This is a genomic window from Pseudomonas lyxosi (assembly GCF_047758685.1).
GTDB classification, from domain to species: domain Bacteria; phylum Pseudomonadota; class Gammaproteobacteria; order Pseudomonadales; family Pseudomonadaceae; genus Aquipseudomonas; species Aquipseudomonas lyxosi.
In genome coordinates, this window is the sequence record NZ_CP180481.1 from 6,382,241 (window position 1) to 6,395,304 (window position 13,064).

A 13,064-nucleotide genomic window follows, 5' to 3' on the forward strand; every position below is an offset into this window, starting at 1 on the left:
CGATAAGGGTTCCGGATTTTTTTTGCCTGCTGACATTCAGATCCGCGCCAGCGCCTGCGCCAGGTCGGCGCGCAGGTCTTCGACATCCTCAACCCCCACGGACAACCGCACCAACGCATCGCCGATGCCGAGTTGCGCGCGGGTGTCTGCGGGGATGGTGGCATGGGTCATGATCGCCGGGTGCTCGATCAGGCTTTCCACCCCACCCAGGCTCTCGGCCAAGGCGAAGATCCGCACATTCTCGAGGAAGCGCGTGGCGCCGGCCAGGTCGCTGTTCAGGTCGAGGGAAATCATCCCGCCGAAGCCGCGCATCTGCCGCTGCGCCAGGTCGTGCTGCGGGTGCGACGGCAGGCCCGGATAATAGACGCGCGCCACCTGCGGCTGACGCTCCAGCCATTGCGCCAGGTCCAGCGCGTTGTTGCAGTGACGTTCCATGCGCAGCGCCAGGGTCTTCACGCCGCGCAGGGTAAGGAAAGCGTCGAACGGCCCGGCGATCGCGCCGACTGCGTTTTGCAGGAAGCCCAGACGCTCCGCCAGGTCTGCGTTTTGTCCGACCACCGCGATGCCGCCGATCACGTCGGAGTGGCCATTCAGGTACTTGGTCGTCGAGTGCAGCACGATGTCAAAACCCAGTTCCAGCGGGCGCTGTATCCATGGGCTGGCAAAGGTGTTGTCGGCCACACAAATGATCCCTCGCTGGCGGCAGATGCGCGCGATGGCAACGAGGTCGGTGAGGCGCAGCAAAGGATTGCTCGGCGTCTCGACCATGACCATTCGCGTGTCGTCCTGCAGCGCCTCTTCGAAGGCCGACAAATCAGTCAGGTCGACAAAGCTGAAGCGATGCCCGGCGCTGCGCCGGCGCACCTTGTCGAACAGGCGGAAAGTACCGCCGTACAGGTCGTTGCCGGAGACGATGTGCGAATCAGCATCGAGCAATTCGAGCACGGTGGAAATCGTCGCCAGCCCGGACGCGAACGCGAAGGCCTGGGTGCCGCCTTCGAGGTCCGCAACACAACGCTCCAGCGCAAAGCGCGTCGGGTTGTGCGATCGCCCGTAGTCGAAGCCCTTGTGCACGCCGGGGCTCTGCTGCAAATAGGTGGAGTTGGCGTAAATCGGCGGCATCAGCGCCCCGGTGGTAGGGTCGGGCGTTTGCCCGGCATGGATCACTCGGGTGGCGAAGGCACGTGGCACAGCGTTTTCATCGTGTTGACTCATGTAAGGGATCTCCGTAGATGAATGAGCATGTCGACTCGAGTAATCAAGCCGTAGAAGCCCGAAGCGTCGGCGATGATCGCCACCAGCCCGCGGTCGAGCTCCGCCCGCAGTTCGGCCAGACTGGCGCCTGGAGGCAGGGTTTGCAGCTTATCGGTCATTGCGCTGGCCACGCTCGCGCGAAAGTGCGAAGCCTCTTCTTGCATGCCCAGCAGAATGTCGGACTCGTCGATCACACCGACCAGCCGCTGCCCGCCCTCCAGCACCGGTAGTTGCGACACATCCGCCAGGCGCATGCGCTGGAACGCGGTGAGCAGCGTGTCGTCCGGGCCCACGCTGATCACCCGGCCATCCTCGAAGCGCCGTGAGATCAGGTCGCGCAGATCGCCATAATGTTTGTACTGCAGCAGGCCCTGATCGTTCATCCACTGGTCGTTGTAGACCTTCGACAGGTAGCGCGTGCCGGTGTCGCAGACGAAGCTGACGACCCGCTTCGGCTCGGTCTGCTCGCGGCAGTAACGCAGCGCCGCCGCCAGCAGTGTGCCGGTCGAAGAGCCGCCGAGTATGCCCTCGGCGCGCAGCAGTTGGCGGGCATGATCGAAGCTTTCCTCGTCGCTGATCGAGTAGGCGTGGCGCACGCTGGACAGGTCGGCAATCGACGGAATGAAGTCCTCGCCGATGCCCTCCACCGCCCAGGAGCCGGGCGTGCTCATGGTGCCGCTGCGGCTGTATTCGGCCATCACCGAGCCGACCGGATCGGCCAGCACCATGACCAGGTCCGGTTGCACGCGGCGAAAGAAACGGGTCAGCCCGGTCAGCGTGCCGGCCGACCCGACGCCGACAACAATGGCGTCCACATCATGCTGAGTCTGCGCCCAGATCTCCGGCGCGGTGCTGCATTCGTGGGCCAGCGGGTTGGCCGGGTTGTTGAATTGATCGGCGAAGAAAGCGTCAGGAATTTCCTGCGCCAACCGCGCCGCAACGTCCTGGTAGTAATCGGGATGGCCCTTGCCGACGTCGGAGCGGGTGATGTGCACCTCGGCGCCCATCGCCTTGAGGTGCAAAACCTTCTCGGTGGACATCTTGTCCGGCACCACCAACACCACTCGGTAACCCTTGGCACGGCCGACCAGGGCGAGGCCAAGACCGGTGTTGCCGGCGGTGGCCTCGACGATGGTGCCGCCGGGGCGCAGGCTGCCATCGCGCTCGGCGGCGTCGATCATCGCCAGGCCGATGCGATCCTTGATCGAGCCGCCAGGGTTCTGCGATTCGAGCTTGAGGAACAGCGTGCACGGGCCGGTATCGAAACGGCTGACGCGCACCAGCGGCGTATTACCGATCAGTTCGAGTACGGCGGGTCGGGAGTCGGTGGGCATGTCGTCACCTCGCTACGCAAATCAGCACTGGATGGACAGCGACCGGCGTCGAATCATTGCGCGCCAGTCGCGGCAAAGTATCGCTTGGACCATAGGCCGGGATGGCGTCACCCGCAACCTTGCACAGCCAGCCGGTAGCGTCGCCGGAACGACAAAGCCGCTCGGCGTTCAGACCGAGAACCGCGCCACCATCGTATTCAGATCGACCGCCAACCGAGACAGCTCCTGGCTCGCAGCACTGGTTTGATTCGCCCCGGCCGACGTCTGCAACGCAAGATCGCGAATGTTCATCAGGTTGCGATCCACCTCTCGCGCGACAGCCGCTTGCTCCTCTGAGGCACTGGCGATCACCAGGTTGCGCTCATTGATCAGGGTAAACGCCGAGGCAATTTCTTCCAGCGCCGTGCCGGCCGCTTTCGCCACTTCCAGAGTCGAACGCGCCCGCGTGTTGCTCTGCTGCATCGAGCTGACCGCAGCATCGGTGCCTTGCTGGATGCCGGAGATCATCTGCTCGATTTCCTGGGTCGATTGCTGCGTCCGGTGCGCCAGCGCCCGTACTTCATCGGCCACCACCGCAAACCCGCGCCCGGCACTCCCGGCCCGCGCCGCTTCGATGGCCGCGTTCAGCGCCAGCAAGTTGGTCTGTTCGGCAATCGAGCGAATCACCTCCAGGACTTTACTGATGCCATAAACCTTCTGCGCCAGGTCCTCGACCTGGGTCGCATTGGCCGTGACATCGTCGGCCAGGGATTCGATGGACAACACGGTCTGATTCACCTGCTCGCGACCGTGCTGGGCGATCCGGTCGGATTCCCGAGACGCTTCGGACGTGGCCACCGCATTGCTCGCAACCTCCTCCACCGCCGCGGTCATCTGATTCACCGCCGTCGCGGCCTGGTCGATTTCCAGGCTCTGCTGATGCAGGCCCCGGGTGGCCTCTTCAGTCACACAACTGAGTTCTTCCGAAGCCGAGGCCAATTGGCTGGATGAGTCGGAAATACGCCGCAGGGTTTCGCGCAAACTCCCCTGCATGCTCTTGAGCGCGTGCAACAGCCGCGCCGGCTCGTCCTTGCCGCTGATGCTGATATCACCGGTGAGATCGCCGCCAGCCACCCCTTCAGCCACCTTCAACGATTGGGAAAGCGGCACGACGATGCTGCGGGTCAGCAGCAGCGCCAGGCCGATGGTCATCAGCGCCGTCAGGCCGATCATCACCCCGACCCAGATCCGCGACTGGCTGAACACCTGGCGCCCCGCCTCCGTCGCCAGGTTAGCGTTGTGTTTATTCAGTTCGACCAATGCCTTGAGGGTGGCGGCGATTTCATCGGCCAACGGACTCATCTCGCCATTGAGGATGGCGGCCGCCTCATCCACCCGTCCCTGAGCAGACAGCGTCATCACCTGCGTCTGGAACTGCAGGTATTTTTGCTCCGAGGCTTTGAAGCGGTCGAACAGCACACGCTCTTCGGGCAGCACGATCAGCGCGTCATAACGCTGCTGAGGCTCACCGAGGTTACCTTTGAGCTCGTTGAGTTTGCTGACGTTTTGCGCCAGCGCCTGCGGGTCTCGATTGATCAACAGGCGCATGGTCAACGCCCGCAGCCGCAGCATGTCCTGATTCATCTCCCCGACCGCCATTACGCTGGGCAGCCAATTGTCATCGACCTGATCGGACTGCGCGCGCATGTTCGACATTTGCAGCAGGGCGAACGCCCCCAATCCAAACACCATCAACGCCAGCAGGCCAAAACCCAGGCCCGCACGCGGCGCAATATTGAGACTTCTGATACTCATTGCTCTGGTTCCTTCCAAAAGCGCTGCATCAACCCTGCAGCGGGTTGCTTAAGAAGGTATCGGCCCGGAGAAATTTTGCGTAAGACGAAAACGTGATATCAAAACGCCTCAACTGCTTCGATCGCCGGGCGGTAACGATTCAGCGCACGGCAATGGGCACGCAAGAAAGTGGAACGCGTAACCGGAGGATTGCTCTATACCTTCAAGGTCTTTTTTGATCGAATGACTTTTCCTGTTGCCTACGAGGTTTCCCATGACTGTCACCGTCAATACCGTCTCCGCCGAAGGTTTTCGTCACAGCGTACAGATCGATGACCATCAACTCTTTGCCGACGTACCGACACTCTCCGGCGGCGAAGGCTCGGCGCCCGAGCCACACGATTACTTCGACGCGGCCCTGGGTGCCTGCAAGGCCCTGACCCTGAAGATGTACGCGAAGAAGAAAGACATCCCGCTGACCGGTGTCACAGTCGAAGTCAAACGTGACAACAGCGAAGAGCAGAAAGGTAAATATGCCCTGCACGTCAAACTGACACTCAAAGGTGTGCTCACCGACGCTCAGCGCGATGAGCTGCACCGCGTGGCCGACCGCTGCCCGGTCCACAAGTTGATGACCACCACCGATGTCAGCATCGAAACGCACCTGTCTGAAGGTGCCTTCAGCCAATAGCGGCAAGGGCTGCGCAAGCGGGTTATGCTCCACGCATTACCCGCTCAGCCTGGAATGCAGCATGAACACTCCGCTCGTGATCCGTCCCCGCGCCGAAGATGTCGAAGGCCAGCCAATTCTTCGCGCGCTGCCGTCAGCCAAATGCCGCAGTGTCGGGCCTTTCGTGTTTTTCGACCACATGCTTGAAACCCGTTATGAGGCGGGAAAAGGCATGAACATCCGTCAGCATCCGCACATTGGTCTGTCGACCCTCACGTACTTGTTCGAAGGAAAAATCCAGCACAAGGACAGCCTCGGCTCCGATCAGGTGGTGGAGGCCGGTGATGTCAGCTGGATGACGGCGGGCAGCGCGATTGCCCACGTCGAGCGCACCCCTGAGGCGTTGAAGGAGAGCGGCTTCACCCTGCACGGTTTGCAGATTTGGCTGGCCTCGCCAAAAGATAAAGAGCACGGCCCCGGACACTACAGCCACCATCCGGCGGCCACGCTGCCGGTCAGCGATAACCTGGGAGTGAAGATCCGGATGATTGCCGGGTCAGGCTTTTGCCTGGAATCACCGGTCCCGGTGCTTTCTCCTACGCTGTATGCCGAATTGAACCTGCAAACGGCGACCACATTGCTGATTCCAACCGAGCATGAAGAGCGGGCGTTGTATGTGCTGGACGGCGAGGTGCGACTGGATGGCGAACTGATAGAACCGCTTTCGCTGGTGGTGTTGCCGGTCGGGGAAGAGATGACGCTGTTCGCTGAAAGCGACTGTCATGCCGTGTTGTTTGGCGGGGCGCCGCTGGATGGGCCGCGGCGGATCAACTGGAACTTCGTGGCGAGCGATCCGGCGTTGATCGATGAAGCGCGGCGACGCTGGGCGGCCGGGGATTGGCCGACGGTGGCGGGGGAAAGTGAGCGGATCGAGTTGCCAAAAGGACGAAGCGAGCCAACCCCGTTGTAATGATCGTTCCCACGCTCTGCGTGGGAACGATCACATCACAAGCAAGTATCAGCCTTTAAACACTTCATCCAGCAAGTTGTGCATCGAGGTAAACGCACGACTTGCCGTCTTCGCGTCATACATCATCATGCCCGGCACATTGGCATGCGGATCGGTGAAGGAATGCACCGCGCCGCCGTAGCTCAGCAGTTGCCAATCCACACCCGCCGCATTCATTTCTTCTTCAAACGCCGGCAGTTGCTCTTTCGGCACCAATGGGTCGGATGCACCGTGCAGCACCAATACCGAGCCTTTGATGTTTTTCGCATCGTTGACGTTCGGCGTATCCAGCGTGCCATGAAACGAAACCGCCGCTTTGACCGGCGCACCCGTGCGGGCCAGTTCCAGTGCACAGCAACCGCCGAAGCAGAAACCGAAGGTCGCCAGCTTCGCGGTATCGACTGCCGCCTCGCCCTGGGCCTGCAATTGCTCGAAGGCCGCCGCCATACGCTTGCGCAGCAATGCGCGGTCGTTCTTCAGCGGCATCATCGCCGCACCCGCCTCGTCGCCGTTTTGCGGACGGACCGACTGGCCGTAAAGGTCCGCGATCAGCACCACATAACCCTTGGACGCCACAGACTTGGCGATCTCCTCGGCACCGGCGCTGACGCCCATCCAGTTCGGCGCCATCAACAGACCGGGACGTGGACCTTTGTAGTCGGCATCAAACGCCAGACGGCTTTCATACGACTGGCCATCAATCTGATAAGCGACGGAACGAACAGTGATCTGGCTCATGACTAACTCCCAGTAAAAGACACCAGAATAAAAAAACCCGCCGAAGCGGGTTTTTGTACAACGCAGTTAAACCGACAGTTCAACCAGCAGCTTGTTGAGACGGCGCACGTAGGCGGCCGGGTCTTTCAAGCTGTCGCCGGCGGCCAGGGCCGCCTGATCGAAGAGAATGTGCGACAGGTCGCCGAAGCGTTCGTCGCTCTGCTCGTTGTCGAGCTTCTCGATCAGCGGGTGAGCCGGGTTGAATTCGAAGATTGGCTTCGATTCCGGAACTTTCTGACCGCTGGCTTCGAGGATCTGACGCATCTGCATGCCCAGGTCCTGCTCGCCGATGGCCAGAATCGCCGGGGAATCGGTCAGACGGTGGGAAACCCGCACTTCCGCGACGGAATCGCCCAGTGCAGTTTTCAGACGCTCAACCAGACCTTCTTTGGACTTGGCGACTTCTTCCGCAGCTTTCTTGTCTTCTTCCGAATCCAGGTTGCCCAGGTCCAGATCACCGCGCGCCACGTCGACAAAGCTCTTGCCGTCGAAGTCGCTGAGGTAGCTCATCAGCCACTCGTCGATGCGGTCGGTCAGCAGCAGCACTTCGATGCCTTTCTTGCGGAAGACTTCCAGGTGCGGGCTGTTTTTGACTTGCGCGTAGGTTTCGCCGGTCAGGTAGTAAATCTTGTCCTGACCTTCCTTGGCGCGAGCCAGGTATTCGGCCAGACCCACCACTTGCTCGCCTTCATCACCGTTGGTCGATGCGAAACGCAGCAGACCAGCGATTTTCTCTTTGTTGGCGAAGTCTTCTGCCGGGCCTTCTTTCATGACCTGGCCAAAGTTTTTCCAAAAGCTCTTGTATTGCTCAGGCTCGTTCTTCGCCAGCTTTTCCAGCATGTCGAGAACGCGCTTGGTCAGCGCCGACTTCATGGAATCGATGATCGGATCTTTCTGCAGGATTTCCCGCGACACGTTCAGCGACAGGTCGTTGGAATCGACCACGCCTTTGATGAAGCGCAGGTACAGCGGCAGGAACGACTCCGCCTGATCCATCACGAACACGCGCTGCACGTAAAGCTTCAGGCCTTTCGGCGCTTCACGCTGGTACAGATCGAATGGAGCACGAGCCGGCACGTAGAGCAGCGAGCTGTATTCGAGCTTGCCTTCGACCTTGTTGTGGCTCCAGCTCAGCGGGTTCTCGAAGTCATGAGCGACGTGCTTGTAGAACTCCTGGTATTCCTCGTCCTTGATCTCGGTACGCGGACGGGTCCACAGGGCGCTGGCGCGGTTGACAGTTTCCCATTCAACGGCCGGCTGCTCTTCGCCTTCAACGGCTGCCACTTCTTTCGGCAACTCGATCGGCAGAGCGATGTGGTCGGAGTACTTCTTGATGATGTTGCGCAGACGCCAGCCATCGGCGAATTCGTCTTCACCGGACTTCAGGTGCAGGACGATGCGAGTGCCGCGCTCGGCTTTATCAATGGTGGCAACTTCAAAATCGCCTTCGCCCTTGGACGACCAGTGCACGCCTTCGCTGGCAGCAGCACCGGCACGACGGCTGAACACGTCGACTTTATCGGCGACGATGAATGCAGAGTAGAAACCCACACCGAATTGACCGATCAGGTGCGAGTCTTTTTTCTGATCGCCGGAGAGATGTTTCATGAAGTCGGCAGTGCCGGATTTGGCGATGGTACCCAGGTGGGTGATCGCATCTTCACGGCTCATGCCGATGCCGTTGTCTTCGAGGGTGACGGTTTTAGCGTCCTTGTCGAAGCTCACACGGATTTTCAGTTCGGCGCCACCTTCCAGCAACTCAGGCTTGGACAGGGCTTCGAAACGTAATTTGTCGACAGCGTCAGAGGCGTTCGAGATCAATTCGCGAAGGAAAATTTCCTTGTTGGAATACAGCGAATGGATCATGAGGTGCAGCAGTTGCTTCACCTCGGTCTGGAAGCCCAGGGTTTCCTTTTGAGTTTCCACACTCATGGTCATCAAACTCCAATCAGATGGCAGTGGCCGCGACCTGAAGGGTCGGCGGCGGGTTGTCATCAAAGTTGGGGGCTGAGTTCAGGATTTCAAGGGCTCTTCAATTTTGAAATGGGCGCGGGCCGTGGCAATCGGTTCGGCTTCAGTGCTTTGCCAGGCCGTAATCGCAACGTTGGCGACCCGGCGACCCTGCCGGCAAAGCTGGCATCTGGCCCAGGTGTCGCGAAACTGCCCGGCGCGCAGATAGTCGAGGGAGAAATCGATGATCTTCGGCACACCCGGCGAACCGGTGAAAATCAGCAGGTGCAGCGCTGCGGACAGCTCCATGAACCCGGCAATCACGCCACCATGAATCGCCGGCAATAAAGGGTTACCAATGTTGTCCTTGTTGGCCGGCAAGCGAAACAGCAGATCATCCCCCACCCGCGAACATTCGACGCCGATAAGTTTGGCGTAGGGAATCAAGTGCAGCAGCGAAGCGTAGTCACCCTGCTCATGTGCCTGCTGAAGTTGTTCCTTGAAGGAATCGGTCATTTCGCACCTCCGGCGATGACGCCACCAAAGCCTTTGGTGCCCTTGATGGCTTTGCCCATGCGCATGAAGGTGCCCACCACATGGGCGATGGGCTGCTCGGGGTCGTCCTGGTAGGCAAAGCCGCGAGCAAAGATCACATCCGTGGTCACCCGGTAGCACTGGGCAAAACCGTAAACATCTTTATGCGGCTCGGCGGCGTGCATGTAGTCGATGCGCAGGTCAAGGGTCGGACAAACTTCGAACTCGGGCAGTACGCAGAGGGTGGACATGCCGCAGGCAGTGTCCATCAGCGAGGTCAGCGCCCCGCCATGAATCACGCCGGTTTGCGGGTTGCCAACAATTTGAGGACTGTACGGCAGGATAACCGTTAATCCTTCGCCGCTGGCGCTGAGAACCCGCAGCCCAAGTACCTGACAATGTCGCAGCGCCGATAGAAATCGTGTAGCGCGCTCAAAAACGGGGTTTTCGGCCATTTTGATAAAACTCTTCTTAGTGTTCAGGCAACGCATTAGGCGTTTTTAGTAAAAGTTCCCGTCGGAATAATCTTATATATCTGTATGAATTGAGGAACTTAACGCTATGGGCTGTGCTCTTAAGGCCAGTAGATATATTTTCCATAAGGAGAAACACCCCATGCGTAAGACTTTAGCTATTGCCTTGATGTTGACCGCTTCCCTCGGTCTCGCAGCCTGCGATAAAAAATCCGAGGACAAAGCTCAAGATGCTAACCAACATGCCGAGCAAGCTCAGCAAGATATGAGTAAAGCTCAGGATAAAGTGAACGACGCTGCGAAAGAAAACGCCGAAGCAGCCAAAGCTCAGGCTGAATCGAACGAAGCAGCCACAAAAGAAGCACCTAAAAACTAAAACAGTTTTTAGCGTGATAAAGAAAACCCGCCAAGTGCGGGTTTTCTTTTGTCTGGTTTTTTTGTTTGCAATGCAGGTGCTACAGCAAAATAGTTCTAAAAGTCGGACTAATCATCAACAACAACGAACACACTAGTCCAACGAACCATACCAGGCTTCGCTGCCAGGCCAGATCAACCCAATAGCACAGCAAATAAATGATTCGCGTGATCACGAAGATGATTGCCAGCAAGTCGATCAACCACCCCGCTGTCTGCGTGGTGTGCGCCATCAACACCCCCACCGCGAAGAGAATGAACGCCTCAAAACAGTTTTGATGAGCTGCCAACGCACGGGCACCAAAGCCTGTCAGTAGCGCCTGTTGCTGGCGCGGCAAGTGGTTGTCATAACCGCCATGGTCATTCATCGCCTTGGCCACGGGAATTTTTGCCACAAAAATCAGCAAGGCACTGATAAACACACACCAGAACGGAATACTCATCAAACAGCCTCTTTAATCGCCTCGGGCAATGGTGCCTCTGTAGGTGTATAGACCATCACGTCGAGAACGTCGGAATGAAACTCCCGGCGATACAACACCAGCACCACCCCGGCACTCATCAACATGAACAACCACGGGCTGACAAACCAGGCCAGCATGGTCATGCCGAAGTAGTAGGAGCGCAGTCCGAAGTTGAACTGGTTGGCGGCCATGGAAATGACGCGGGCCGCCCGGGCAGCAAAGGCTTTGCGCTCTTGTTCGGAAACGTGACGCTCACCGACCATAGGTGCCGAGCCCACCAGAATGGCCGCAAAGTTGTATTGGCGCATGCACCAGCTGAACGTAAAGAACGCATAGACAAAGACCAGCGCCAGGCACAGCAACTTGATCTCAGACATCCCTTGAGATGCCTGCTGCACCATCGGGATATCCGCCAACAACGACACCGCCCGTTCGGAGGCGCCGAGCACCGTGAGAATGCCGGCCAGGATAATCAGTGTGCTGGAGGCGAAGAACGAGGCGTTGCGCTCCAGGTTACCGATCACGCTGGCGTCAGCGATGCGGTTGTCGCGCAACAGCATGCGGCGCATCCAGTCTTCGCGATAAAGGTGCAGCACGCTGGCCAGGCACGCGGTGTCGCGGCCCTTCCACGTTGCATAACGGGTGTAGCCGCCCCAGCAGATGGCGAACCAGAGCGCGGCGAGGATGTGGATCATGTTGGCGTGGATGAACGACATGCAGGTCCTTGTGATGTGTTTGGCAAAGCAAGTAGTGCTTCGACGTTAGCTCAAGGAAAAAGACACTGCACCGACTCCAAAAAAAATGCCCCGTATCGATTGATACGGGGCATTTCCATGTGTGTTCACGACCCGCTTGTGGCGGGCCATGAAGCGGCTTAAGCCAGTGCTTCTTCGCGCTTGCCCAGCATGCGATCGCAAACCACCGCCACGACCAGGGTCATGACCGACGGCACCAGCCAGGCCAGGCCTTGCTCGCTCAGCGGCAGGTGGGACAACTGAGTCGGCATCCAGTCTGCCAGACCCGCGCCCTTGAGGGCGTCGATCAAACCGAAGATGAACGACACCAGCATCACCGGACCGACGATGCGGCCCTGCTCATGCCAGAAGTCCTTGCAGAAGCTCAGGGCGACCAGGGCAATACACGGCGGGTAGATCGCGGTCAGCACCGGGATCGAGAACGCAATCAGCTTGGTGAGGCCCAGGTTGGACACCAGCAGGGAGAATGCGGCCAGGATGATGACCAATGTCTTGTAGGAAAGCGGCAGCACACGGCTGAAGTATTCGGCGCAGGCGCAGGTCAGACCCACCGCCGTCACCAGACAGGCCAGGGAGATCAGCACCGCCAGAAAACCGCTGCCCAGAGAGCCGAAGGTGTGTTGCACGTAAGCGTGCAACACCGCCGCGCCGTTGGTGGCACCCGCGGCCACTTCATGGCTGCCCGAACCGAGACGGAACAGGCTGACATAAACCAGCGCCAGACCCACGCCGGCAATCAGCCCGGCGATGATCGCGTAACGGGTAATCAACACCGGCGACTCGACGCCACGGGAGCGGATAGCGTTGACGATGACAATGCCGAACACCAGCGCGCCCAGGGTATCCATGGTCAGGTAACCATTGATGAAGCCTTGGGAGAACGGTGCTGCCACGTATTCCGGAGTGGCTACGCCGACATCACCGGCCGGCAATGCAAACGCTGCGATGCCGAGCGCGGCCAGGGCGATGATCTTCAGCGGTGCGAGGAAACGTCCTACGGTATCCAGCAGCCGGCCCGGGTAGAGCGAGATGAAGAACACCAGTAGGAAGTACACCGAGCTGTAGAGGAACAGCGCCAGCGGGCTCTCGCCGGTCAGCGGCGCCAAGCCGACTTCGAATGACACGGTGGCGGTGCGCGGTGTCGCGAACAGCGGGCCGACAGCGAGGTAGCACGCGGCCGCCAGCAGGCCACCGGCGACTTTCCCGATCGGGCTGCTCAAGGCATCCATGGCGCCACCGACCTTGGCCAGGGCGACAACGGTGATCACCGGCAGACCGACCGCGGTGATCAGAAAGCCCAGCGCCGCCATCCAGACATTTGGACCGGACTGCAGACCGACGATAGGCGGGAAGATGATGTTGCCAGCCCCGACAAACAGGGCAAACGTCATAAAACCAAGTGCCAGGATGTCCTGGCCTTTCAACACTTTCATTAAGGAAATACCACACTACTGAATCGGAATTTAGAGAGGGATTTCCCTGAGGGGTGAGGGAAATGCTGTCGGTCCGTATAGGACTGACCCGTTTAGCGCGTAGCAACCTTGTGGGCCGCGGACGCAAAAATGGCTGCTAGCCTAACGAATTTGCCCGACAAACGCACTGTTAGGGTGCGATCTATCCGATACGCGACATTTCCGTGTCGCGTTTACATATCTAA

Annotated in this window: 13 protein-coding genes and 1 pseudogene; 3 read left to right on the forward strand and 11 right to left on the reverse strand. The window is 59.3% G+C overall.

Annotated features, from left to right (window positions below; genetic code table 11):
• Positions 1 to 36 precede the first annotated feature (36 nt).
• From ACMXYI_RS29270 to ACMXYI_RS29285, 4 genes and pseudogenes are all read right to left on the reverse strand, one after another.
• Entirely contained in the window at positions 37 to 1,215 is a 1,179-nt protein-coding gene (locus ACMXYI_RS29270) for a trans-sulfuration enzyme family protein (protein WP_415770523.1), read from the reverse strand.
• Positions 1,212 to 2,588, reverse strand: coding sequence for a pyridoxal-phosphate dependent enzyme (locus ACMXYI_RS29275; RefSeq protein WP_415770525.1), 1,377 nt, complete (start codon positions 2,586 to 2,588; stop codon positions 1,212 to 1,214). Before ACMXYI_RS29275 ends, ACMXYI_RS29270 begins: the two co-directional genes overlap by 4 nt.
• Before the next feature lie 168 nt (positions 2,589 to 2,756).
• On the reverse strand, positions 2,757 to 3,620 hold the full coding sequence (locus ACMXYI_RS29280) for a methyl-accepting chemotaxis protein (protein ID WP_415773999.1): 864 nt from the start codon (positions 3,618 to 3,620) through the stop codon (positions 2,757 to 2,759).
• Positions 3,612 to 4,382: pseudogene (locus ACMXYI_RS29285) on the reverse strand (MCP four helix bundle domain-containing protein); the annotation flags it as partial. The pseudogene ACMXYI_RS29285 and the gene ACMXYI_RS29280, both read right to left, overlap by 9 nt.
• A 253-nt stretch (positions 4,383 to 4,635) precedes the next feature.
• Here ACMXYI_RS29285 and ACMXYI_RS29290 point away from each other — a divergent pair.
• Positions 4,636 to 5,052, forward strand: a complete 417-nt coding sequence (locus ACMXYI_RS29290) for an OsmC family protein (RefSeq protein WP_046048029.1) — start codon at positions 4,636 to 4,638, stop codon at positions 5,050 to 5,052.
• 61 nt (positions 5,053 to 5,113) lie between these two features.
• Positions 5,114 to 6,001: a pirin family protein gene (locus ACMXYI_RS29295; RefSeq protein WP_415770527.1), complete on the forward strand. Its 888-nt coding sequence runs from the start codon at positions 5,114 to 5,116 to the stop codon at positions 5,999 to 6,001.
• A gap of 48 nt (positions 6,002 to 6,049) precedes the next feature.
• Here the strand turns inward: ACMXYI_RS29295 and ACMXYI_RS29300 are convergent, their stop codons facing one another.
• From ACMXYI_RS29300 to ACMXYI_RS29315, 4 genes are all read right to left on the reverse strand, one after another.
• Positions 6,050 to 6,778 (reverse strand): dienelactone hydrolase family protein, encoded by a 729-nt coding sequence (locus tag ACMXYI_RS29300; protein ID WP_415770529.1) that lies wholly within the window; start codon positions 6,776 to 6,778, stop codon positions 6,050 to 6,052.
• A 66-nt stretch (positions 6,779 to 6,844) separates the two neighbouring features.
• Positions 6,845 to 8,749 (reverse strand): molecular chaperone HtpG, encoded by a 1,905-nt coding sequence (gene htpG / locus ACMXYI_RS29305; RefSeq protein WP_415770531.1) that lies wholly within the window; start codon positions 8,747 to 8,749, stop codon positions 6,845 to 6,847.
• 81 nt (positions 8,750 to 8,830) lie between these two features.
• Positions 8,831 to 9,283, reverse strand: a complete 453-nt coding sequence (locus ACMXYI_RS29310; protein WP_415770533.1) for a PaaI family thioesterase — start codon at positions 9,281 to 9,283, stop codon at positions 8,831 to 8,833.
• Positions 9,280 to 9,756 (reverse strand): PaaI family thioesterase, encoded by a 477-nt coding sequence (locus tag ACMXYI_RS29315; RefSeq protein ID WP_415770535.1) that lies wholly within the window; start codon positions 9,754 to 9,756, stop codon positions 9,280 to 9,282. The genes ACMXYI_RS29310 and ACMXYI_RS29315 overlap by 4 nt, the downstream gene beginning before the upstream one ends.
• A gap of 160 nt (positions 9,757 to 9,916) precedes the next feature.
• Here ACMXYI_RS29315 and ACMXYI_RS29320 point away from each other — a divergent pair, with 160 nt between their 5' ends.
• A complete protein-coding gene (locus ACMXYI_RS29320) occupies positions 9,917 to 10,150 on the forward strand; it encodes a hypothetical protein (RefSeq protein WP_415770537.1) in 234 nt (77 codons plus the stop codon).
• 79 nt (positions 10,151 to 10,229) lie between these two features.
• Here ACMXYI_RS29320 and ACMXYI_RS29325 read toward each other — a convergent pair whose 3' ends face one another.
• From ACMXYI_RS29325 to brnQ, 3 genes are all read right to left on the reverse strand, one after another.
• The gene (locus ACMXYI_RS29325) at positions 10,230 to 10,631 is read right to left on the reverse strand and encodes an MAPEG family protein (RefSeq protein ID WP_415770539.1); all 402 of its coding nucleotides are present in this window, start codon (positions 10,629 to 10,631) and stop codon (positions 10,230 to 10,232) included.
• Positions 10,631 to 11,368, reverse strand: coding sequence for a DUF599 domain-containing protein (locus ACMXYI_RS29330; protein WP_008148609.1), 738 nt, complete (start codon positions 11,366 to 11,368; stop codon positions 10,631 to 10,633). Before ACMXYI_RS29330 ends, ACMXYI_RS29325 begins: the two co-directional genes overlap by 1 nt.
• 158 nt (positions 11,369 to 11,526) lie before the next feature.
• On the reverse strand, positions 11,527 to 12,840 hold the full coding sequence (brnQ, locus tag ACMXYI_RS29335; RefSeq protein ID WP_415770541.1) for a branched-chain amino acid transport system II carrier protein: 1,314 nt from the start codon (positions 12,838 to 12,840) through the stop codon (positions 11,527 to 11,529).
• Positions 12,841 to 13,064 lie beyond the last annotated feature (224 nt).